At 68.7% G+C, this 22,394-nt stretch carries 19 protein-coding genes and 5 tRNA genes; 4 read left to right on the top strand and 20 right to left on the bottom strand.

Translation table 11 applies throughout. The annotated features are described in order from the left end of the window. Positions 1–35: 35 nt before the first annotated feature. The 9 genes from nusG to ACJ7VY_RS03480 form a co-directional block, all read right to left on the bottom strand. Positions 36–596 (bottom strand): transcription termination/antitermination protein NusG, encoded by a 561-nt coding sequence (gene nusG / locus ACJ7VY_RS03520; RefSeq protein ID WP_056931950.1) that lies wholly within the window; start codon positions 594–596, stop codon positions 36–38. A gap of 10 nt (positions 597–606) precedes the next feature. After that, entirely contained in the window at positions 607–1,014 is a 408-nt protein-coding gene (secE, locus tag ACJ7VY_RS03515; protein ID WP_104938130.1) for a preprotein translocase subunit SecE, read from the bottom strand. Between the two features lie 47 nt (positions 1,015–1,061). Continuing rightward, positions 1,062–1,137: transfer RNA gene (locus ACJ7VY_RS03510), tRNA-Trp, on the bottom strand. A gap of 107 nt (positions 1,138–1,244) precedes the next feature. After that, positions 1,245–2,435: an elongation factor Tu gene (tuf, locus tag ACJ7VY_RS03505; RefSeq protein ID WP_056931948.1), complete on the bottom strand. Its 1,191-nt coding sequence runs from the start codon at positions 2,433–2,435 to the stop codon at positions 1,245–1,247. A gap of 47 nt (positions 2,436–2,482) precedes the next feature. Further along, positions 2,483–2,558: transfer RNA gene (locus ACJ7VY_RS03500), tRNA-Thr, on the bottom strand. A 37-nt stretch (positions 2,559–2,595) separates the two neighbouring features. Next, positions 2,596–2,669: transfer RNA gene (locus ACJ7VY_RS03495), tRNA-Gly, on the bottom strand. Positions 2,670–2,696: 27 nt separating this feature from the next. Beyond that, positions 2,697–2,782 (bottom strand) — tRNA-Tyr (locus ACJ7VY_RS03490). Between the two features lie 137 nt (positions 2,783–2,919). After that, complete coding sequence (locus ACJ7VY_RS03485) at positions 2,920–3,939, bottom strand: isoaspartyl peptidase/L-asparaginase family protein (protein WP_104938129.1); 1,020 nt, start codon at positions 3,937–3,939, stop codon at positions 2,920–2,922. Between the two features lie 155 nt (positions 3,940–4,094). After that, positions 4,095–5,060, bottom strand: a complete 966-nt coding sequence (locus ACJ7VY_RS03480) for a cyanophycinase (RefSeq protein WP_409476782.1) — start codon at positions 5,058–5,060, stop codon at positions 4,095–4,097. Between the two features lie 236 nt (positions 5,061–5,296). On the opposite strand from ACJ7VY_RS03480, the gene ACJ7VY_RS03475 reads away from it, so the two are divergent. After that, on the top strand, positions 5,297–8,092 hold the full coding sequence (locus tag ACJ7VY_RS03475) for a TonB-dependent receptor (RefSeq protein ID WP_161613289.1): 2,796 nt from the start codon (positions 5,297–5,299) through the stop codon (positions 8,090–8,092). 295 nt (positions 8,093–8,387) lie between these two features. Here ACJ7VY_RS03475 and ychF read toward each other — a convergent pair whose 3' ends face one another. From ychF to ACJ7VY_RS03435, 8 genes are all read right to left on the bottom strand, one after another. After that, a complete protein-coding gene (gene ychF / locus ACJ7VY_RS03470; RefSeq protein ID WP_104938127.1) occupies positions 8,388–9,479 on the bottom strand; it encodes a redox-regulated ATPase YchF in 1,092 nt (363 codons plus the stop codon). 76 nt (positions 9,480–9,555) lie between these two features. Beyond that, positions 9,556–10,137 (bottom strand): aminoacyl-tRNA hydrolase, encoded by a 582-nt coding sequence (pth, locus tag ACJ7VY_RS03465; RefSeq protein WP_104938126.1) that lies wholly within the window; start codon positions 10,135–10,137, stop codon positions 9,556–9,558. Positions 10,138–10,188: 51 nt separating this feature from the next. Next, positions 10,189–10,791: a 50S ribosomal protein L25/general stress protein Ctc gene (locus ACJ7VY_RS03460; protein ID WP_104938125.1), complete on the bottom strand. Its 603-nt coding sequence runs from the start codon at positions 10,789–10,791 to the stop codon at positions 10,189–10,191. Positions 10,792–10,898: 107 nt separating this feature from the next. Beyond that, positions 10,899–11,858 carry a ribose-phosphate diphosphokinase gene (locus tag ACJ7VY_RS03455; protein WP_056931954.1) on the bottom strand — a complete coding sequence of 320 codons (960 nt, stop codon included), beginning with the start codon at positions 11,856–11,858 and terminating at the stop codon, positions 10,899–10,901. A gap of 133 nt (positions 11,859–11,991) precedes the next feature. Continuing rightward, positions 11,992–12,068, bottom strand: a tRNA-Gln gene (locus ACJ7VY_RS03450). A 3-nt stretch (positions 12,069–12,071) separates the two neighbouring features. Continuing rightward, complete coding sequence (ispE, locus tag ACJ7VY_RS03445) at positions 12,072–12,953, bottom strand: 4-(cytidine 5'-diphospho)-2-C-methyl-D-erythritol kinase (protein WP_409476377.1); 882 nt, start codon at positions 12,951–12,953, stop codon at positions 12,072–12,074. Next, positions 12,950–13,600 (bottom strand): lipoprotein insertase outer membrane protein LolB, encoded by a 651-nt coding sequence (gene lolB / locus ACJ7VY_RS03440; protein ID WP_409476376.1) that lies wholly within the window; start codon positions 13,598–13,600, stop codon positions 12,950–12,952. Before lolB ends, ispE begins: the two co-directional genes overlap by 4 nt. Then, positions 13,597–15,282: a tetratricopeptide repeat protein gene (locus tag ACJ7VY_RS03435; RefSeq protein WP_409476375.1), complete on the bottom strand. Its 1,686-nt coding sequence runs from the start codon at positions 15,280–15,282 to the stop codon at positions 13,597–13,599. Before ACJ7VY_RS03435 ends, lolB begins: the two co-directional genes overlap by 4 nt. Before the next feature lie 68 nt (positions 15,283–15,350). Between ACJ7VY_RS03435 and hemA the strand changes: the two genes are divergently transcribed. From hemA to ACJ7VY_RS03420, 3 genes are all read left to right on the top strand, one after another. Continuing rightward, complete coding sequence (gene hemA, locus ACJ7VY_RS03430) at positions 15,351–16,634, top strand: glutamyl-tRNA reductase (protein ID WP_409476374.1); 1,284 nt, start codon at positions 15,351–15,353, stop codon at positions 16,632–16,634. Continuing rightward, positions 16,612–17,697 (top strand): peptide chain release factor 1, encoded by a 1,086-nt coding sequence (gene prfA / locus ACJ7VY_RS03425; RefSeq protein WP_161613284.1) that lies wholly within the window; start codon positions 16,612–16,614, stop codon positions 17,695–17,697. The genes hemA and prfA overlap by 23 nt, the downstream gene beginning before the upstream one ends. Positions 17,698–17,789: 92 nt before the next feature. Continuing rightward, on the top strand, positions 17,790–19,493 hold the full coding sequence (locus ACJ7VY_RS03420; RefSeq protein ID WP_409476373.1) for a tetratricopeptide repeat protein: 1,704 nt from the start codon (positions 17,790–17,792) through the stop codon (positions 19,491–19,493). A 123-nt stretch (positions 19,494–19,616) separates the two neighbouring features. On the opposite strand, the gene ACJ7VY_RS03415 is transcribed toward ACJ7VY_RS03420, so the two are convergent. From ACJ7VY_RS03415 to ACJ7VY_RS03405, 3 genes are read right to left on the bottom strand one after another with little or no spacing between them, the layout of a single operon-like run. Then, a complete protein-coding gene (locus tag ACJ7VY_RS03415; RefSeq protein WP_240213396.1) occupies positions 19,617–19,865 on the bottom strand; it encodes a hypothetical protein in 249 nt (82 codons plus the stop codon). Next, positions 19,862–21,211, bottom strand: coding sequence for a TFIIB-type zinc ribbon-containing protein (locus tag ACJ7VY_RS03410; protein ID WP_409476372.1), 1,350 nt, complete (start codon positions 21,209–21,211; stop codon positions 19,862–19,864). The genes ACJ7VY_RS03415 and ACJ7VY_RS03410 overlap by 4 nt, the downstream gene beginning before the upstream one ends. 21 nt (positions 21,212–21,232) lie before the next feature. Beyond that, on the bottom strand, positions 21,233–22,372 hold the full coding sequence (locus ACJ7VY_RS03405) for an SPFH domain-containing protein (RefSeq protein ID WP_240213398.1): 1,140 nt from the start codon (positions 22,370–22,372) through the stop codon (positions 21,233–21,235). Positions 22,373–22,394 lie beyond the last annotated feature (22 nt).

Raw genomic sequence — 22,394 nt, 5'->3', positions numbered from 1 at the left:
TTACGCCGCCAACCTGAACAGGCTGGTGGCAAGGCTCAGACCGCCTTCTCGACCTGGCCGAACTCGAGCTCGACCGGGGTGGCGCGACCAAAGATCAGCACCGACACGCGCAGGCGGCTCTTCTCGTAATTGACTTCCTCGACCACGCCATTGAAGTCGTTGAACGGGCCGTCGATGACACGGACCATCTGGCCCGGCTCGAACAGCACCTTCGGGCGCGGCTTCTCGACGCCTTCCTGGACGCGATCCAGGATGGCAGCGGCTTCGTCGTCACGGATCGGCAGCGGGCGGTCGGCGGTGCCGCCAATGAAGCCCAGCACCTTCGGGGTTTCCTTGACCAGGTGCCAGCTTTCGTTGTCGATGCGCGGAATGCCGGCTTCCTCGTGGGTCTCGATCTGGACCAGCACGTAACCCGGGAAGAACTTGCGCTCGGAACGGCGCTTCTGGCCGGAGCGCATTTCCACCACTTCCTCGGTCGGAACCAGGACGTCGCCGAAACGCTCCTCCATGCCCTCGCGGGCGATTCGGTCACGCAGGGCCTGGGCAACCGACTTCTCGAAGCCCGAATAGGCATGGACGACGTACCAACGTTTCACTGTTATCTCCTCAACGCCCCAGGAACCACTGGGTCAGCTTCTGGATCACGAAGTCGAAGCCACCCAGCAGCAGGCTCAGCACGATCACGACCACGATCACCACCCAGGTCATGCGGATGGCTTCCTGGCGGGTCGGCCATACGACCTTGCGCAGCTCGAACCGGGACTCGGAAAGGAATTCGCGGACCTGGTGGCCCTTGGCGGTGAGCATGAACAACGCGCCGCCGGCGACCAGGCCGACGACCACGGCCAGCGCACGCAGCTGACCCGACCAGGCACCCAGCTGCACCGCGCGCGCCGGAGTGGAGAACCAGAACCAGACGAACAAGCCCGCCAGCACCAGCAGGGCGGCGCCAACGTACTTGACCATATCGCCACCGGAGGCGGCGCTCTTGGAATGCTCGATCTTGCTGTTCATCCGACTCTTGCTGCGGGCGCGACCAAGGTCACTGGATAGGTGGCAAGTGGCACGCCAGGAGGGACTCGAACCCCCAACCTGCGGTTTTGGAGACCGCTGCTCTGCCAATTGAGCTACTGGCGTATGACTTGGCTTGTTTCACGTCCCTTAGACGGCGAAGGCGGACCGAGGTTCCCGGCCCGCCATTCGCGTACCAGCGGCAGACTCAACTACCGCCGGGTACTGCAGGCTTACTTGGTGATCTTGGCGACGACGCCGGCACCGACGGTGCGGCCGCCTTCGCGGATGGCGAAGCGCAGGCCTTCGTCCATCGCCACCGGGTTGATCAGCGTGACCGACATCTTCACGTTGTCGCCCGGCATCACCATCTCGACGCCCTCCGGCAGCTGCACGGCGCCGGTGATGTCGGTGGTACGGAAGTAGAACTGCGGACGGTAGCCCTTGAAGAACGGGGTGTGACGGCCACCTTCGTCCTTGGACAGCACGTACACCTCGGCTTCGAACTCGGTGTGCGGGGTGATCGAACCCGGCTTGGCCAGCACCTGGCCGCGCTCCACGTCGTCACGCTTGGTGCCGCGCAGCAGCAGGCCCGCGTTGTCGCCCGCCTGGCCCTGGTCCAGCAGCTTGCGGAACATTTCCACGCCGGTGACGGTGGTCTTCTGGGTCGGGCGGATGCCGACGATTTCGATTTCGTCACCCACCTTGATGATGCCGCGCTCGATACGGCCGGTCACCACGGTGCCGCGGCCCGAGATCGAGAACACGTCTTCCACCGGCATCAGGAACGGCTTGTCGATGTCGCGCTCCGGGGTCGGGATCCAGCTGTCCAGTGCATCGACCAGCTTCAGGATCGCCGGCACGCCGATGTCGCTCTGGTCGCCTTCCAGCGCCAGACGGGCCGAACCGTGCACGATCGGGGTGTCATCGCCCGGGAAGTCGTACTTGCTCAGCAGCTCGCGCACTTCCATCTCGACCAGTTCCAGCAGCTCGGCGTCGTCCACCATGTCGGCCTTGTTCAGGAACACGACGATGTACGGCACGCCGACCTGGCGCGACAGCAGGATGTGCTCGCGGGTCTGCGGCATCGGGCCGTCGGCGGCCGAGCACACCAGGATCGCGCCGTCCATCTGCGCCGCACCGGTGATCATGTTCTTCACGTAGTCGGCGTGGCCCGGGCAGTCCACGTGCGCGTAGTGGCGGGTCGCGGATTCATACTCGACGTGCGCGGTCGAGATCGTGATGCCACGCGCCTTCTCTTCCGGCGCGGCGTCGATCGAGGAGTAGTCCTTGAACTCGCCACCGAAACGCTCGGCACCGATCTTGGTCAGCGCGGCGGTCAGCGTGGTCTTGCCATGGTCGACGTGGCCGATGGTGCCGACGTTGACGTGCGGCTTGGTACGCTCGAACTTACCCTTGGACATGGCTGCTTCTTCTCGGTAACTGGTTGGTTATGGCGCTTTGAGCAAGATGGTGCTCACGAAAGGAATCGAACCTTCGACCTCCTCCTTACCAAGGAGGTGCTCTACCGACTGAGCTACGTGAGCGAGTTTTGTATTATGACATGTTTTCAATTTCGTTCAATGGAGCGGGAGACGGGAATCGAACCCGCACCATCAGCTTGGAAGGCTGAGGTTCTACCATTGAACTACTCCCGCACCGGGAAAACAGCCACAACATGAAACTGGTGGAGGGAGGTGGATTCGAACCACCGAAGGCGTAAGCCAGCAGATTTACAGTCTGCCCCCGTTGGCCGCTTGGGTATCCCTCCGCTCCACCCCTTTTCTGATGACCTTGGCCTAACCGGTCAGGGGTGGGAGAGCCCGCTATTCTGGTGATGGCCCGCGATGCTGTCAACAGAAATTTTCACATTCCGCGAAAATTTCCATCACCGGCAGCGCGACCCGCTCACTCGCCCGGCATCTTCAGCTTCTCGTCGGCGAAAATCGCCACGTGCGGCACGCCGTCGGCACCGATCCAGCCGCGGTACATGCCCTCGGTGTTGAACGGCGTAGCCGCCTTGCCGTCGGCCGACAGCACGATCGCGCCACCATCGCCGCCCATCGCCGGCAGGCGCTTGACGATGACCTCGTCGCCGGCCTGGGCCGGGGTTTCGCCGAGGTACTTCATGCGCGAGCAGATCTCGTGGGCCGCGGCCAGGCGGATGTAGAACTCGCCCCAGCCGGTACCCGACACCGCGCAGCTGTCGCTGGCATAGGTGCCGGCGCCGATGATCGGGGAGTCGCCCACGCGCCCGTAGCGCTTGTTGGTCATGCCGCCGGTGGAGGTGCCCGCGGCCAGCTTGCCCTGCGCGTCGAGCGCGACCGCGCCGACGGTACCGAAATGCTTGGCCGTCTCCAGGTCGGCGTGCGCCTGCCCGGCGGCCTCTTCCTTCAGCGCGCGCTGCAGCTGCTGCCAGCGCTTCTCGGTGCGGAAGTAGGACGGATCCACCTGCTCGATCTTCTGCTCGGCGGCGAACATCTCCGCGCCCTGCCCGATCATCATGACGTGCGGCGAATGCTCCATCACCGCGCGCGCCAGCAGGATCGGGTTCTTGACGGTGTGCACGCCCGCCACCGCGCCCGCGCGCAGGGTGGCGCCGTCCATCAGCGAGGCATCGAGCTCGTTCTTGCCGTCATGGGTGAAGACCGCGCCACGACCGGCATTGAAGGTCGGGTCGTTCTCCAGCACGGTGATCGCGGCGGTGACCGCATCCATCGCCGGCTTGCCGGCCGCCAGCGCCTCGTGCCCCTTGCGCAGCGCCGCCTCCAGCGCGGCGCGCGCCGCGCGCACTTCCTCCGGGTTGAGGTCCTGGCGCTCCACGCCGGCGCCACCGTGGATCACCAGCAGGGGGGAGGCCGGCGCGGCCACCGCCGACACGGAAGACAACGACGCCAGGCCCAGCAATACCGCGGAAGTCAGCTTCATGTTTCTTCACTCAGGAAAGGTGCCCGATTCTAGGCACGCCTTCATGGGTCTGAACAGACGCTGTCGCCACGGCCGCTGCCATCCACGCCCCCCCCCTGAAACGCGGGAAGGGGCCGAAGCCCCTTCCACGTCCATCCGGGCTGCGCGCGCAGGCATCAGTCCGGCTGCAGCTCCAGTTCGCCATCGACCACGTTGGCGATGGCGGTGAAGGCCGGGTTGTCGACGGTGAACCCGTCCAGGTGCAGGCGGCTGCCGGCGCCCACCCCGGTCACCGGGATGGAGCTGAATTCCAGCGATTCGCCGCTGCTCAGGCGGTCGGCGGTGCGGTGCGGCATCACCAGCCAGGCATAGCCGTCGTCGAGCGAGTAGACGCGGCCGCGGCCATCGGCCTCGACGCACAGCGCGGTGTCTTCATCCACGCCGATGCCGACGATGTCGTCCTGCCCCTTCTCCTGGGCGGCGCGGGCGACGAACACGATCAGCCGGCCCAGGCGCTCGCGCTTGGCGAAATGGGTGTCGGTGACCACGTTGGAAAGATAGGGCATGGTCAGGAAGTCCTGGTCCATGGTGACCTTGCTGCCCATCGGGTCGCTCAGCGCGGTGGGCGAGTTGACGCTGCCACCGTCCAGCGCGCCATAGCTGTACCCCCCGAGGATCGCCAGCCCGGCGCTGGTGCCACCGATCGGCTTGCCCGCGGCGACGTGCTCGTTGAGGGCCTGGTTCAGCTCGGTCCCCTTCCAGAAGCGGATGTAGCGGGACTGGTCGCCGCCGGCGATGAAGATGGCGTCGGCGCCGCGCACCACCCGCAGCACCGCCGGGTCGTCGGCGGCCTTGCGGCTGTCGAACACCAGGGTCTGCACCGAGGTGACCCCGCCGATGTCGTAGTACAGCTCGTTCTGCAGGTTGTCGTCGCCGGAGGCGCGCAGGATCACCACGCGGCCGTTGCCGGCGCGCTCGACCCACCAGTGGAAGGCTTCGGGAACCCAGTCGCCGCCGCCCATCAGCATCATCGCCGCCTGGGTCTGGCCGGGCCGCTCGGCGTCCAGGTCGCCCACTTCGTAATAGCGGTAGCCCGGATCCGACAGCCCCCTGCTCCCCGCGGCAACCGCGCCGCCGGCCATGCCGAGCGCCACCAGCACCAGGGCCAACCGCCCGCATCGGGACACCATCCGCCTCATACCGCCCTCCAGACCATCATGTAATCGCTTCCATACCGTAATGCCAGACTTTCCGGCAGTGGTCAAGCGTGTAAAAAAGGTGTTAGATGATCACGCCCCATTCACGTTTGCCGGGGCTCCCGGCGCTTGCGCGGGCCGGCCAGACACTTTCCGGAACACTTTCAGCAGAGACCTGATTCATGCGCAAACACGCAATGGTGTGTTCGATCCAGTTGGCCCTGCTTGGCATGGCCGCCTCCGCAACGGCCTTGGCCCAGAGCACCGACAACGATCAAACCAAGCAACTGGATACCGTGCAGGTCACCGGTTCGCGCATCCCGCGCGCGCAGGTGGAAGGCCCCGCCCCGGTCACCGTGGTGACCGCCGAGCAGATCCAGTCGGCCGGTTTCACCTCCGTCCCCGACGTCCTGCGTTCGCTCAGCCAGAACAGCGGCACCGTGCAGGGCCAGCAGAACACCACCGGCGCACAGTCGACGCCCGGCGCGCAGGCGGTCGACCTGCGCGGCCTCGGCCCCAACCACACCCTGGTGCTGATCAACGGCCGCCGCATCGCCGATTTCCCGCTGCCGCTCAACGGCAGGAGCAACTTCACCGACATCGGCAACATCCCGCTGGGCATGATCGACCGCATCGAGGTGCTGACCGGCAGCGCATCGGCGGTCTACGGCTCGGACGCGATGGCCGGCGTGATCAACTTCATCCTGAAGAAGTCCACCGACGGCACCACCATCGATTACCGCTATGGCGACACCAGCCGCGGCGGTGGCGAATCGCATGACCTGACCCTCACCACCGGCTTCGAGCAGGGCAATTTCAGCGGCATCGTCGGCATGGAGCTGCTCAACAAGCGCCCGCTGTGGGGCACCCAGCGCAACGTGCAGGATTCCACCCTGGACGCGCCGACCGAGCGCCGCCGCCTGCCGCGCCTGATCGCCCAGATCACCAACTGGGAAGACGACGTCAACATCGCGCCCGCCGATGGCTGCAAGGCGCTGTCGGGGCTGAACGACGGCACCACCCACCTGGCCGAGGACCGCTTCGGCGAGCCCTACTGCGGCAGTGAGCGGGCCATCGCGTACCGCACGATCCAGAACGAGCGCAAGGGCATCAACGCCTACGGTTCGTTCGAATACCGCTTCAACGACGAACTGTCGTGGTTCGCCGACCTGCAGGCCGGCCACCAGACGGTGCGCCTGCTGACCGGCACCAACGGCAACGACGTCGTCAGCGACGTCATGGGCTGGGAATTCCACGACCCGGCGTCGACCAACAACTACCGCAACAAGGTGTTCTACAACGCCGCCACCGACAGCCGCGAGATCTGGTCGCGGCAGTTCTCGCCGGAAGAGATCGGCGGGCTGCGCAACCGCATGAACACCACCACCCAGAAGACGCTGGCGGTGACCACCGGCCTCAAGGGCATCTTCGCCGAGGCGTGGAACTGGGAAGCGGCCTGGAACCACTCGCAGTACAAGGCCGACGTGGAGATGCCGCGGATCAAGGCCGACGCCGCCAACCGTTTCTTCCTGGGCGAGCGGCTGGGCTACACCGACAGCGGCTACGCGATCTACAACCCGGACCCGACGCGCCTGTTCACCCCGCTGACGCCGGCCGAGTTCGCCTCCATCGCGGCCATGTCCACGTTCCGCCCGGTGGCCAAGAACGACAACGTCAGCTTCACCGCCGACAACACCGCGCTGTTCTCGCTGCCGGCCGGCGACGTGGGTTTTGCCGGTGCGATCGAGTACGGCCGCCAGTCCTACCGCATCAACCCCGATCCGCTGGCCCTGACCGAGGACGCCTACACCGGTCCGCGCTACGGCGACGGCAGCGGCAGCCGCAACCACTGGAGCGCCGCGGGCGAACTGCGCATCCCGGTGCTGTCCACCCTGCAGGCCAGCCTGGCCGGACGCTACGACCGCTACAGCTACGGCGGCAAGCACCCGGGCAAGTTCACCTACAGCGCGGGCCTGGAATGGCGCCCGCTCGACACCCTGCTGGTGCGCAGCTCCTATGGCACCGGCTTCCGCGCGCCGGACATGCACTACCTGTTCGCCGGCGACGACTACTACCGCACCCGCTACGCCACCGACTACTACCAGTGCCGCAGCGAGGAGCCGGGCTTCAGCGACGGTGACTGCTACGACGATGGCAGCTGGGACGTGAGCACCTTCGACGTCTACAAGGGCAACATCGAGCTGGGCGTGGAGACCAGCAAGTCGTTCTCTGCCGGCTTCGTCTGGTCGCCGCTGGACGGCCTCGACCTGGCGGTGGACTACTACCAGATCAAGGTCATGAACCAGGTCCAGGTGCAGGACCGCGAGCGGCTGCGCATCACCGAGGCCAACTGCCGCCTCGGCAAGACCGACGCCGGCGTGGCCGTGGACATCAATTCGCCGACCTGCCAGGACGCGCTTGCCCGGGTGATCCGCGATGCCGATGGCGACATCAGCAGCGTGCGCTTCGCGCCGATCAACATCGCCAAGGAGGAAACCTCCGGCATCGACGTCGCCGCCAGCTACCGGCTGCAGACCCGGGCCGGCGATTTCCGCGTCAACGGCAACTACACCTGGGTCAAGGACCACACCTTCCAGCGCTACCCGGGCGACGCGTCCGAGGACATGCTGCACTACGAGACCTTCAGCCCCGCGCTGCCGCGGGCCAAGGCGAACGTGGGCGTGAACTGGGACAAGGGCGCGTGGGGCGCCAGCCTGTTCGGCAACTATCTGGGCCGCGTCCCGAACTACGACGACGACGCCTGGACCCAGGCCACCTGGCGCTTCAACGCCGGCGCGCGCTACGACATCAGCGATCATCTGCGGGTGTCGCTGTCGGTCAACAACCTGTTCGACAAGATGCCGCCGAAGGACCCGACCTGGGCCAACTACCCGTACTACGACACCGCCTGGTTCGACAGCACGGGCCGCAGCTACTTCGTGCAGGTCACCTGGAAGCTGGGCGGCAAGCCGCTGTAATACGCCCGCTCCTCGCAACAACGACAAGGCCCGCATCGCGGGCCTTGTCGTTTTCTGTGTCTGGGTAACCCGCCCGTCGATGCCCCCGGGCCCTGCCGGGTTCTCCACAGCGCATGTGCAGAAGGCAGGGAAAAGCCTGTGGAAAACCCTGACGCGCGCCGGTGCTGCAAGGACGGCGCGCACTCTGGCGCATTTTTGTCCAGGGCGGCGGGCGCCGTGGCGACGTCCGGCGCGGGCCACATATGCGAAGGCCCCGCATTGCGGGGCCTTCGCGTTCCGGGCGGTGCGCCGCGGATCAGACGTTGAAGCGGAAGTGCAGCACGTCGCCTTCCTTGACGATGTAGTCCTTGCCTTCCAGGCGCAGCCGGCCGGCTTCCTTGGCGCCCTGCTCGCCCTTGAGGGTGATGAAGTCGTCGTAGCCGATGGTCTCGGCGCGGATGAAGCCACGCTCGAAATCGGTATGGATCACGCCGGCGGCCTGCGGCGCGGTGGAGCCGGCGCGCAGCTGCCAGGCGCGGACTTCCTTCACGCCGGCGGTGAAATAGGTCTGCAGGCCCAGCAGTTTGTAACCGGCGCGGATCACCCGGTTCAGGCCCGGCTCTTCCAGGCCGAGGTCCTTGAGGAACTCGTCGCGGTCGGCGTCGTCCAGCTGCGCCAGTTCTTCCTCGATCGCCGCGCATACCGGCACCACCTCGGCGCCCTCGGCCTCGGCACGGGCGCGCACCGCGTCCAGGTGCGGGTTGTTCTCGAACCCGTCCTCGGCGACGTTGGCGATGTACATCAGCGGCTTGAGCGTGATCAGGAACATGTCGCGGACCAGCGCCTTCTCCTCGGCATCGAGCCCGGCCGAGCGCGCCGAGCGGCCCTGGTCGAGCGCCGCGGCCAGCTTCTCCAGCACCGGCTTGCGCGCCAGCGCTTCCTTGTCGTTGGCCTTGGCCGCGCGGTTGGCGCGGTCCAGCGCCTTCAGCACCGATTCCAGGTCGGCCAGCGCCAGCTCGGTATCGATGGTTTCGATATCGGCGATCGGGTCGACCTTGTTGGCGACGTGGATGACGTTGCCGTCCTCGAAGCAGCGCACCACGTGGGCGATGGCGTCGGTCTCGCGGATGTGGGCCAGGAACTTGTTGCCCAGGCCCTCACCCTTGGATGCGCCGGCGACCAGCCCGGCGATGTCCACGAACTCCATGGTGGTGGGGATCACCCGCTCCGGCTTGACGATGGCCGCCAGCGCCTCGAGCCGCGGGTCCGGCACCGGCACGATGCCGGTGTTCGGCTCGATCGTGCAGAACGGGAAATTGGCCGCGGCGATGCCCGCCTTGGTCAGCGCATTGAACAGGGTCGACTTGCCGACGTTGGGCAGGCCGACGATGCCGCATTTGATACCCATGCAACAAACTCCAGGATTCGGGATTCCGGCCTGCGCTCTCCACGGACGCCTGGGTCCGCGAAAGCGCAGGCCGCAATCACGGCTTGCCCGTGTGCAGGCGCTTCATGGCCTCGTTGAAGTCGCCGGCGACCGCCAGCGGCAGCACGTCGATGGCGTCGTCGATGGCGCGCGCGATCAGCACTTCGTCGTCCTTCGACGGACGGCCCAGCACCCACGGCACCACGCGGTCCTTGTGGCCCGGGTGGCCGATGCCGACGCGCAGGCGGTGGAACCGGCCATGCCCGAGCAGGCGGATGGTGTCGCGCAGGCCGTTCTGGCCACCGTGGCCGCCATCGAACTTCAGGCGCGCCGTGCCCGGCGGCAGGTCCAGCTCGTCGTGCGCGAGCAGGGTCTGTTCCGGTTCGATCTTCCAGAACCGCTGCGCGGCCGTCACCGACTTGCCGGACAGGTTCATGAAGGTGGCGGGCTTGAGCAGCCATACCGGCTGGCCGCCGATGTCGACCCTGGCCACTTCGCCGAACAGCTTGGCGTCGAGCGCCCAGCGCGCGCCCGCCCGTTCGGCCAGGGCCTCAACGAAATGAAACCCGGCGTTGTGCCGGGTCCGGGCGTGTTCGGTTCCGGGATTGCCCAGACCGACGATCAAGCGCAAGCCAGTCATGCGTCCACCGTTGGCTGCGTCCGCCCGTTGCGGGCGGACGCAGCCGGCCGATTACTCGGCGGCTTCCTCGGCAGCGCTCGGCGCCTTGGCGATGACCACGGCGTCGTCGTGGTCCTTGCCCAGCTTCAGCGCCGGGATTTCCACGCCCGCCGGCAGCTTCAGCTGCGACAGGTAGATGATGTCGCCGGCGGTCAGGTTCGCCAGGTCGACTTCGATCGACTGCGGCAGGTCCTTCGGCAGGCAGGCGATGTGCACTTCCTTCAGCTCGTGGGTGACCAGCACGTCGGCGGTCTTGCCGGCCGGGGAGATCTCCTCGTTGATGAAGTGCAGCGGCACGGTGGCGTTGAGCACTTCATTCTCGTTCACGCGCTGGAAGTCCAGGTGCATGACCAGCTGCTTGTACGGGTGGCGCTGCATGTCGCGCAGCAGCACCTTGTAGATGCTGCCATCGAGGTTCAGGTCGATGATCGAGGAGTAGAACCACTCGTTCTGCTGGGCCAGCCAGATTTCGTTGTGGTTGAACTCGACCATCGCCGGCTCGCGGTCACCGCCATAGACGATGCCCGGCACCAGGCCGGCGTGACGCAGGCGGCGGCTCGCACCCTTGCCCTGCACGTCGCGACGGGCGACTTTGATTTCGTGGGACTTTGCCATTGTTGACTACTCTTGGTTGTTGCACCGCATGCGGTGCGTGATGAAGGCATCCCCGCGACCAGGGATGCCGCTGCCGGTCCCGGCACGGCGCCGGGAACCGGGATGCTTCAATCCACGTACATCGAGCTGACCGATTCGCCGAAGGCGATGCGGCGCATCGTCTCGGCCAGCATCTCGGCCACGCTGATCTGGCGGATCTTGGTGCAGACACGGGCCACGTCGGACAACGGGATGGTGTCGGTCACCACCAGCTCGTCGAGCTGGGAGTTGTTCAGGTTGTCCACCGCCGGGCCCGAGAGCACGGCGTGGGTGCAGTACGCGGCGACCTTGACCGCGCCGCGCGCCTTCAGCGCGGCGGCGGCGGCGCACAGGGTGCCGGCGGTGTCGACGATGTCGTCGACCATCACGCAGGTCTTGCCTTCGACGTCGCCGATGATGTTCATCACCGTGGCGACGTTGGCGCGCGGCCGGCGCTTGTCGATGATCGCCAGGTCGGCGTCGTCCAGGCGCTTGGCCACCGCGCGGGCGCGCACCACGCCGCCCACGTCCGGGCTGACCACGATCAGGTTGTCGGTGCCGTAGGCGCGCCAGATGTCGGCCAGCAGCAGCGGCGAGGCGTACACGTTGTCCACGGGCATGTCGAAGAAGCCCTGGATCTGGTCGGCATGCAGGTCGACCGTGAGGATCTGGTCGGTATGCACGGCCGAGAACATCTTGGCGGCGACCTTGGCGGTGATCGGCACGCGCGAGGAGCGCATGCGGCGATCCTGGCGGGCGTAGCCGAAGTACGGCACCACCGCGGTGACGGAGGCGGCGCTCGCGCGCTTGAGCGCGTCGATGATCACCAGCAGCTCCATCAGGTTCTCGGCGCTCGGCGCGCAGGTCGGCTGCACCACGAACACGTCCTGCTTGCGCACGTTCTCCTGGATCTCGACCTGCACTTCGCCGTCGGAGAACTTGGAGACCAGCGCCTTGCCCGGCTGCACGCCCAGCTCCTTGCAGATGCTCTGCGCAAGGGGTTTGTTGGCATTGCCGGAAAAAACCAGCAGGTTCTGGGCGTCTTGCATGTGGGCTTTCTCGGGCGGCGGCGAAAGAGCGGGAGCGGGGGAACATCCTGTGGCGGCAGCGTCCGGCATCCGCGGCCAGCGCTTTGCTTCCCCGCACGGCAACGTGCGGGCTGCCACGGGAAAACCCGGGCAGTGGCAGGGGCGGTAGGATTCGAACCTACGAATGCCAGGATCAAAACCTGGTGCCTTGGGCCTCTTGGCGACGCCCCTGCATCAATCCTTCACTGCTATCGCTTCCAGTGCATCGAGCAGTGGCGAGCGCGCTGCGCCCGCAACCACCCATGCCCGCAGCCGCTCCGGCAACTCCGCCCGGGCGTGCTCGGCGGCAGCGCGCGTAGCGAATTCGACGAAACAACCGCTTCCCGACCCCGTGAGCCGTGCCCGGCCGACGCGCGAAAGCGCCTGGAGCACCGCATCGACGGCGGGCTCCCGGCATCGCAGCACCGGCTCGAACGCATTCCCGAGATCGGTCCCGGAAGCGAAGTCCGCTATTTTCGCGGGCGCGGCATCCCGCGTCAAATCCGGTGAACGGAACAGGTCGGCGGTGGGCACATGCACGCCCGGGTCGACCAGCAGGTACCAGGCCTGGGCCAGGTCCAGCGGCCGCAGCCGCTCGCCAACGCCTTCGGCCCAGGCGTTGCGCCCACGCACGAACACCGGCACGTCCGCGCCCAAGCGCAGCCCCAGCGCCGCCAGCGCCTCCTCGCCCAGGCCGGTGCCCCACAACGCGTTGAGTACGACCAGCACGGTCGCCGCGTCGGACGAGCCACCGCCAAAGCCACCACCGGCCGGAATGCGCTTTTCGACGCGGATATCGACACCTTTGGCGCAGTTGGCGACCTCTTTCAGCGCAATCGCGGCACGCACCACCAGGTCGTCGGCCTCGGCCACGCCGGGAACGGAGCCTCCCTCGCGGCGGACCTGGCCGTCGCCGCGCAGGCGCAGGCCGATGCGATCGCCCCAGTCCAGCAGGCGGAACACGGTCTGCAGTTCGTGATAGCCGTCCGGCCGGCGGCCGGTGATCCGCAGGAACAGGTTCAGCTTGGCCGGCGCCGGCCAGTACGACCAGCCGGCCGCGTCGACAACCGTGTTCATTGCACGCCCATGCTCCATTCATCCACGATCAACCGCACCTTGGCGTCGCCATTGACCGCCTCGATGCGGCGGGGCAGCGCCGGCCGCCCGGCGTCCTGCGGATACCAGTCGAGATAATCGATCCGCCAGCCGCCCTGCTCCAGGACCCGCGGCAATCCCGCGGCGTCGTAGCCAAGGTAGGCGGGGGCCGCGGCGTCGGCGGCGCGCATGCCGCGTACCCAGGCCGCCAGCTGCGCCACCGGGATGTCCCAGCCGGTGGCCTGCCGCAGCAGCTCGCCGGCCTCGGCACCACTGCGCGGACCGCCCTCCAGCCCGTCCAGCCGCACCACCTGCCCGGCACCGCCGCTCAGCTGCCAGCTCTGGCGCGTCACCGGCGCGGCCAGGCTCACCTGGTAGGCGTCGCCGCGCTGCTGCCAGTCGATGCGGCCGTTGCCGCCGTTGCGACCCTTGCTGATCGCGACCCGGCCCTGGAACGACCACGCCGGGACGGTATCGAGCACGGCCAGCCGCGCCGTTTCCACGGTCGGTTCGATGGTCGAATGCACCGGCGTGGACGGCGCCGGCTGCCGCGTCGCCAGCGACCCGCAGCCGGCCAGCGCGCCGGCCAGCAATGGAACCGCCATCCAGCGCCACGTCATTGCCGTCATACGCCAAGCGCCTCGACCGCACGCTGCAGCGCGCGGTTGTCCGGATCCAGCCTGCGCGCCTCGTCGAAGAAGCGCCGCGCCTCGTCCTTCTGCCCGAGCACCCACAGCACCTCGCCGACGTGCGCGGCGATCTCCGGGTCCTTGTTCAGGCTCCATGCCCGGCGCAGCTGCACCAGCGCCTCCTCCCTGCGCCCCAGCCGGTACAGGACCCAGCCATAGCTGTCGACGATGGCCGCGTTGTCCGGCTCGGCCACGCGTGCGCGGTCGATCAGCTCCAGCGCCTCCTGGTAGCGCCCGGTGCGGTCGGCCAGGGTGTAGCCCAGCGCATTGAGCGCGGCCACGTTCTCCGGCTCGGCGACCAGGATCTTGCGCAGGTCGGCCTCGGCGCGCGGGATGTCGTCGCGCCGCTCCCAGGCCAGTGCCCGCGCATACAGCAGCGCGCTGTCGTCCGGGTAGGCGGCAAGGCCGCGGGTGAGGATGCCGACCTCGGCGTCGTTGCGTTCATCGCGCTGCTGCAGCTCGGCTTCGAGCAGGTAGGCATCGCGGCGCACGTCGTCGTCCACCGAGGCATCGGCCTGGATGGCATGGACCTCGTCGGCCGCCTGCGCCTTCTCGCCCAGCTCGTGCAGCGCATTGACCGCACGCAGCCGCGCCTCGCTGCGCTGCGGGCCACCGGGCACGCCGTGGTACCAGTCCACGGCTTCGCGATAGCGCTTGAGGTACTCGGCGATCCGGCCCAGCAGCAGGCGCTGGTCCGGATCCGGCTTGCCGGCCCTGGCGGCGATGTCCTGGTACAGCGCCAGCAGCCCGGCATCGTCTTTCTGCTTGGCCAGCAGCGAGGCGCGCATGCCCCAGGTCTGCACGTCCTGGGTGCCGGCGGAGAGCACCCGTTCGGCCGCGCCGGGCTCGCCGAAGGCGTCGTAGGCGAAGGCCAGCGCGTTGCGCAGCTCGTCGTCGCCGGCGGCCTTGGGCTCGACGCCCTTCAACAGCGCCAGCGCCTCGTCCTTCCTGCCGGCCTGGTTGAGCTGGGACGCATGCAGCAGGGCCACCCGCGGTTCGTCGGGGAAGCGCCTGACCACCTCGCCGACCATGCGCCGCGCCAGCTCCGGGCGGTCCATCCGCAGCGCCAGGCGGCCGAACTCCTGCCAGGCCTCGAGATCGTCGGGAATGGCGTTGGCGTCGACCAGCTGGTCCAGCACCGTCGCCGGCGCCGCCGGGTCGCGGCCGCCCGTGGCCAGCGCCAATACCGCATACCGCCATGCCCGCGGTTCGCGCGAACGCAGCACCGCCAGCAGTTCCTTGCGCGCCAGCCGGGTGTCGCCCTGGCGCAGCGCCAGCGACGCCCGGGTACCGCGTACCGCCAGCGCGCCGGGGGCGCGCTGCGCCCACAGCGCCAGCGCTTCGGCGGCGCGGGCCTCGTCGTCGGCGAGCATGGCGATGCGGGTGGCGCGTTCGGCCAGGCCGACGTCGCCGGCGTGCTCACCCGCGGCCTGCAGGTACCAGCGCGCGGCGTCGGCAAGCTTGCCCGCCTGCAGGGAGAACTCCCCCGCCAGCACCGGGGTCAGCGACGCGGCCTGGGCACGGTCCGCCGGTGGCGGGGCCGCCAGCAGGGGCGCCGACGACAGGAGCAGCAGCGCAACGCTGCCTATACGGATGAGCCGGGTTGGTCTGGAAATGGGCATCTGCGGCAATCGGGCCGTAAAATGGCGGCCATCAACAGCCAGCAGCTTATCGCAAGCAACTGAACAGAATGACCCTGTGGGTGCTCGGACTGAACCATCAGACCGCGCCGGTGGAGCTGCGCGAACGCGCGGCCTTCGGCGGCGATGCGCTGGCGCGCGCGATGACCTCCCTGCGGCAATCGCCGCAACTGGCCGAGGCGGTGCTGCTGTCCACCTGCAACCGCACCGAACTGTATGCCGTGGCCGATGACGGCCGGCACCTGTCGCACTGGCTGGAAAGCCATGCCGGCGACCTGCAGGGGTATCTGTACGAGCACCGCGACGACGCCGCCGTGCGCCACCTGTTCCGCGTCGCCACCGGGCTGGATTCGATGGTGCTGGGCGAGCCGCAGATCCTGGGCCAGGTGAAGGACGCCTGGGCGCTGGCGCGCGACAACGGCGCCATCGGCCAGCACCTGGACCGGCTGTTCCAGCAGACGTTCTCGGTGGCCAAGCGCGCCCGCACCGACACCCGGGTCGGCGCCAACCCCATTTCAGTGGCGTCGACCGCGGTGCGGCTGGCGCAGGATTCGTTCGCCCGGCTGGAGGACTCGGTGGTGCTGCTGGTCGGTGCCGGCGAGACCATCGAGCTTGCCGCCAAGCACCTGGGCGAAGCGCGGGTGAAGCGGCTGCTGATCGCCAACCGTACCCTCGCCCACGCGCAGGAGCTGGCCAGCCGCCATGGCGGCGTGGCGCTGCCGCTGACCGAACTGGAACGCCACCTGGCCGAGGCCGACGTGGTGTTTTCGGCCACCGCCGCACGCGAACCGGTGATCCTGCAGCGGCAGGTCGCCGCCGCGCTGCGCGCGCGCAGGCACAAGCCGATGCTGTTGTTCGACCTGGCGGTGCCGCGCGACATCGAACCCGGCGTGGGCGAGCTGGCCGACGCCTACCTGTACACGGTCGACGACATGGAGCGCGCCGTGGAGGAGAACCGCCGCAGCCGCCGCGAGGCCGCCGCCGAGGCGGAGGCGATCATCGACCTGCAGGTCTCCCGCTACATGGAGAACCTGCGCGCCACCCACCTGCAGGCGCCGCTCAAGCAGCTGCGCGCGTTCGGCGAGGCCACCCGCGCCGAACTGCTGGACAAGGCGCGGCAGCAACTGGCCCACGGCAAGTCCGCCGACGAGGTGCTCGAGCAGCTCGCGCACGGGCTGACCAACCGCCTGCTGCACCCCCCTACCGCCGCGCTGCGGCAGGCCGCGCTGGAAGGCGACGCCGACCTGACCCGTGCCGCCGAGCGCCTGTTCCCGGCCGTGCCCGGGTATCGACACCCCATTGCGAGGACCGATGACGCCGACCCTGCGCCGTAAGCTGCTGGCCCTGGCCGAGCGCCGTGAAGAACTGGAACGCCTGCTTGCCGACCCGGACGTGGTCGCCGACAACACGCGCTTCCGCGATCTCTCGCGCGAATTCGCCCAGCTCGAGCCGGTGGCCAGTGCGCTGGCCGCCGAAAGCCGCGCCCGCGCCGACCTGGCCTCGGCCGAGGCGATGCGCGCCGACCCCGAACTGCGCGAGCTGGCCGAAGAGGAGATCGCCGCGGCGCAGGCGCGCCTGCAGGCGCTGGACGAGGAACTGGCGCTGCTGCTGGTGCCGCGCGACCCGCGCGACGAAGGCAACCTGTTCCTGGAAGTGCGCGCCGGCACCGGCGGCGACGAGGCGGCGATCTTCGCCGGCGACCTGTTCCGCATGTACGCCCGCTATGCCGAACGCCAGGGCTGGAAGGTCGAGATCGAATCGGACAACCCCGGCGAACATGGCGGCTACAAGGAGATCGTGGCCCGCGTGGTCGGCCGCGGCGCGTACTCGAAGCTGAAGTTCGAATCCGGCACCCACCGCGTGCAGCGCGTGCCGGCCACCGAGTCGCAGGGGCGCATCCACACCTCCGCGGCCACCGTGGCGATCATTCCCGAGGCCGACGACGTCGAGGACATCGCCATCAATCCGGCCGACCTGAAGGTGGACACCTTCCGCTCGTCCGGCGCCGGCGGCCAGCACGTCAACAAGACCGAATCGGCGATCCGCATCACCCACGTGCCGACCGGGGTGGTGGTCGAATGCCAGACCGAGCGCAGCCAGCACGCCAACCGCGACAAGGCGATGAAGCGGCTCAAGGCGCAGCTGCTGGACGCCGAGCGCAGCCGGCAGGCGGCCGCGCAGGCCGAATCGCGGCGCCTGCAGGTCGGCAGCGGCGACCGCAGCCAGCGCATCCGCACCTACAACTTCCCGCAGGGCCGGATCACCGACCACCGGGTCGAGGGCCTGACCCTGTACGACCTGCCCAACGTGATCGAAGGCGACCTGGACGCGCTGGTCGGCCGCCTGCTGCACGAGCATCAGGTGGACGAACTGGCGCGCCTGTCCGAAGGCGCCTGAGGCCCGCGCGTCGTCACTGTCGGCGGTCCCGCGGCAGATGCACGACCACGCCCGCACAATCGGCAAATCGCAGCAGAGGGTTCCGCCACCGCATGAATGTCCCGCACGACGAACGCCAGCACCTGCGCAGCGCGGTACAGCGCCAGCCGGGCGACTTCATCGCCTGGGTGATGCTGGCCGACGCCGAGCTGGGCGCCGGCGACGTGGCCGCCGGCGAACGCGCCGCGCAGCGCGCGCTGCAGTTGCGCCATGACCACCCCGAAGCATTGGCGCGGCTGGGGCGCGCGCGCTGGATGCAGGGCCGCCACGAGGAGGCGGCCAACCTGCTGCGCCACGCCTCGCGACAGGTTCCCGGGCACCCCGGCATCGCGCTGTGGCTGGGCCATGCGCTGGAGGACGCCGGCCAGCCCGAAGCCGCCGCCGATGCCTATCGCCGCGCCCATGCACTGCTCCCGGACGAGCCCTATGTGGCCGCGCAGCGCCTGAACTGGCAACGGCGGCTGTGCGACTGGCGCGGGCTGGAGGCGCTGTCGCAGCAGGTCCGCGGCGCGGTGGCGCAGGGCAACCCGGCGGTGGAGCCGTTCGCCTTCCTCAGCGAGGACGCCAGCGCCGCCGAGCAGCTGGCCTGTGCCCGCCAGCGCGCGCAGGTGATCGCCGCGTCCACCCCGCGGCTGCCACCGGCGCGGTTGCGCACCGACGGCCCGCTGCGGGTGGGCTTCCTTTCCAATGGCTTCGGCGCGCACCCCACCGGGCTGCTGACCGTGGCGCTGTTCGAGCAGCTGCGCGCCGACGCCGGGCTGCAGGTACATCTGTTCGCACTCAACGGCGACGACGGCAGCCGTATCCGCCAGCGCCTGCTGGCGGCGGCCCACACGCTGCACGCGGTCGATGGCATGCCGCACGCGGCCATCGCCGCGCGTATCCGCGAGGCCGGCATCGACGTGCTGTTCGACCTGCGCGGCTGGGGTGGCGGCGGCACACCGGAAGTGCTGGCGATGCGGCCGGCGCCGCTGCAGGTCAACTGGCTGGCCTACCCCGGCACCTCGGGCGCGCCGTGGATCGATTACGTGCTGGCCGACGCGTTCGTGTTGCCACCGGCACTGGAGCCGGCGTTCAGCGAAAAGGTGCTGCGGCTGCCGCGCGCGTTCCAGCCCTCGGACAACACCCGCGTGGTCGAGGCGCCACCGCCGCGCGGCGACTGCGGCCTGCCCGGACGCGACGGCAACGGCGGCGGCGTCGTGTTCTGCTGCTTCAACAACAGCTACAAGCTCAACCCGCGCAGCGTCGCGCGCCTGCTGGAGGTGCTGCGTGGGGTCCCCGGCAGCGTGCTGTGGCTGCTGTCGGGGCCGGGCCTGGCCGACCAGCGCCTGCGCGAGGTCGCGCAGCGGCAGGGCATCGATCCGTCGCGCCTGGTGTTCATGCCCAAGCTGCCGCACCCGCACTACCTGGCACGCTACCGGCATGCCGACCTGTTCCTCGACACCCATCCCTACAACGCCCACACCACCGCCTCCGACGCGCTGTGGGCCGGTTGCCCGGTGTTGACCACGCCCGGCCACACCTTCGCCGCGCGCGTGGCCGGCAGCCTCAACCACCACCTTGGGCTGGACGAGATGAACGCCGCCGACGATGCGGCCTTCGTCGCCACTGCGATCCGGCTGGGCAACGACCCGGCCGCGCTGGCCGGCCTGCGCCAACGCCTGGCCGCGGCCCGCCGCGATGACGGCCTGTTCGACATGGCCGGCTTCGCGCGTGATTTCGCCGCGCTGTTGAAGGATCTGCGACAACGCCCGTAGGTGCGGGGCTTGCCCCGCACGGGGCATGGCCGCGAGAGCCCGTGCAGGGCAAGCCCTGCACCTACGGGTGGGGATCCAGCGCAGGCGATGCGCCATGCGGGCCCCGCACCCACGCGCGGAGGCTCAGCGCAGGCGTTTCACCCGGCGCCGGTAATCGCCGACGTTGTCGCCGTCGATACGGCGCTGCTGGGTGCCCTTCACCTCGCCGACCTTGCGCTCCGAGCCGCTCACCGGCTTGGCCACGATCTCGGTCTCGTGCTCGAAGCCATGCGATTTGTCGGTATTGCGGTAGTACCGGTACAGGGCCCAGTACAGCGCGGTCGCGCCGGCCGGGCCTGCGGCCAGCAACCAGAGTCCACTGTCGTCGCTCATGAGGCAGCCACCAGGAATGCGATTGCGAGGGCTTCGATGATCGTGCCGGCGGTGAGCGCGGCCAGCAGCAGTTTCCACTGCTGCACGGGCACGCTGCCCATGGTCTCGCCGGTGCGGCCGTTGACCGCGATGTAGTGCAGCATGCCGCCGTTGCTGCCGGGCTGGTGGTAGGAGTACAGCCACACCGGCAGGTACATCGATACCCAGCGGGTGCCGTGGACCTCCAGCTGCTCCTGCTCCCAGCGCACGCCGCGGTCGTAGCGCGCTACTGAGCGGTGTACCTGCGCACGCGCGATCGACAGCAGCTGGTCCTCCAGCCGCGGGCGCAGCTTCTCCACGTCCAGGTCGCGCTTTTCCGAGGTGTAGCCGGCCAGGTAGGAGGCATTCCACTTCAGCGCGTTCTTGGTGTCGAACGGCAGGATGGCGTTGATGATGTTGTTGGTATTGGTGCGCGTGTCCAGGTTGCCGCGCCCGGCCGACGATTCCAGCGGCAGGTCGTCGACGGTGAAGTCCACCTGCCGCTCCACCTGGTAGACGTCGGCGTCGTAATAGGTCTGCCGGTTCTTCTCGGTGCCGCGGGTGTACTCGCGGGTCTTGATCTCGCCCCTGCCGGCCACCGCCGCGCTGACATTGCCGTCGACGATCATGTACGGCAGGTAGACGCCGACCACGTTCTCCGGGGTGAACTGGTCCTTGAACGCCTTGAGCGCGAACAGGCGGCGCTTGTGCACGAACTGGCGGATGCGCGCGACCGCGTCGTCCTTCTTTATGTGGAACGGCAGCACCGCGTCGGGCACCGCGCCGTTGGCGATCTGCTCGTTGACGCCGAACACATGCCGGCACCAGTGGCAGCGCGCGGTCATGCTGCTCTGGGTGTTGACGGTGACCTCGGCGCCGCAGCCGCTGCATTTGAAGGTCATCAATACCGCGGCATCGGCGTCGATGTCGCGCGCACCGGAGGCGATGACGGTACCGCGCAGCTGGTCGATGGCCTCGCCCAGCCCGAACGCCTCTTCCACCCGCGCGCCATGCCACTCGTGGCGGCAGTACAGGCACACCAGCACGTCGCTGCCGGCCCGCGGGCGGATGTCGGTGGCACCGCATTTGGGGCAGCGGTTGAGGCCGTCCTTCAGCTCGGCGGCGGAGGTATCGATGGCCAGCGGATCGGGCGCCTCGACCTCGTCGCGGATGGCCTGGGGCAGATCGGCGGTCTCCAGCGGGAAACCGCCGGGCGGCGGCGGGACATCGCGCGGCGAGCCGGGCCCGTCCAGCGTCGCCGCCGGCAAGGGCGGCGGCGCGGCGGCGGACCCGGGCAGCGGCGGTGGGCCGTTACGGGGATCGGACATGGGCGTCGTGGGTCCTGCCGGTTACAGGCCCAGCGCCTTGGCTTTCAGCGCGTCGTAGTCGGCCTGGGTGATCAGCCCCAAGTCCAGCATTTCCTTGGCCTTCTTCAGCCTGGCCACCGGATCGTCGGCCGCCGGCGCAACCGGCTGCTGCATGCCGCCGACGCCGAACATGCCCGAGGCCATGCCGACGCCGACCAGGCCGGCCGCACCGCCGTTCTCGCCGGCCGCCTGGATGCCCTGGGCGACGCTGGCCTGCAGGTTGGAATTGCCGCGCGCGCCGGACAGCGCGTCGGCGCGCTGCACGGTCTTGAGCAGCTCGCGGGTGTTGGCGTCGTACTCGATCGAGACGATGGCGGTCTTGACGATGGCCAGGCCGCGGTCGGACTGCCAGTGGTAAGCCTGCTCGACCGCCGCCGACAGGCTCTGCGCGAAGCCGATCGAGTCCTGCTGCAGTTTGGTGATGCGGTTGCCCTTGGCCGGATCGTTCGTGTACAGGCTGAACGCCGGCGCGAGCGAGCCGACCACTTCGTTGAACAGCTGGCTGGCGGCGGCGTTGTCCAGGTCGGTGAAATCGAACACCTGGCCGGGGCGCAGGTAACTGGCCGGCACGAAGTTCTTCACGAACAGGATCGGGTCGACGATCTTCAGCGTGTACGAGCCGCGCGTGACCGCGCCGACCTGGGTGTTGAGGAAGCCGTCATCCCAGTAGATCTCGGACTGGGTGCCGAAGCGGTTGTCCGGCAGTTCCTTGAGCGAGACGAAGAACGCGGCCTGCTGCGCACCCGGCTGGCCGCCGAACTTGAAGCGCTCCCAGCTCTGCTTGATGAAGGTGCTGACCAGGCCGTCGCCGGCGAAGATCGACTGCGAGTTCGGGTCGTCCGAACGCCATTCGTAACCGCCCGGCTCGGCGACGAAGCCGGTGATGGCGCCGTCCTGGAACAGCAGCAGGCCGTAGCCCTCGGGCACGACGATCTTCGAGCCGTTGCTGATGATGTTGGACGAGGCGCCGGTGTTGGAACCACGGCCGGCATTGGTCCCGCGCGGCACCGCGGCGAACAGCGCCGCCGTCGCCGGCAGGCCGTCCGGCACCGTGAAAAAGTCCTTCCACTGGTCGGCCAGCACGCCGCCGATCGCACCCTTTGCTGCCTGGACAAGCCCCATCGCACCGCTCCTGATCCATTGC

It is taken from the genome of Stenotrophomonas sp. Y-13 (genome assembly GCF_046267925.1).
GTDB classification, from domain to species: Bacteria; Pseudomonadota; Gammaproteobacteria; order Xanthomonadales; family Xanthomonadaceae; genus Stenotrophomonas; species Stenotrophomonas acidaminiphila_A.
Note: the sequence above shows the minus strand (reverse complement) of the source record. Positions and strands in the feature narration are given on the sequence as shown.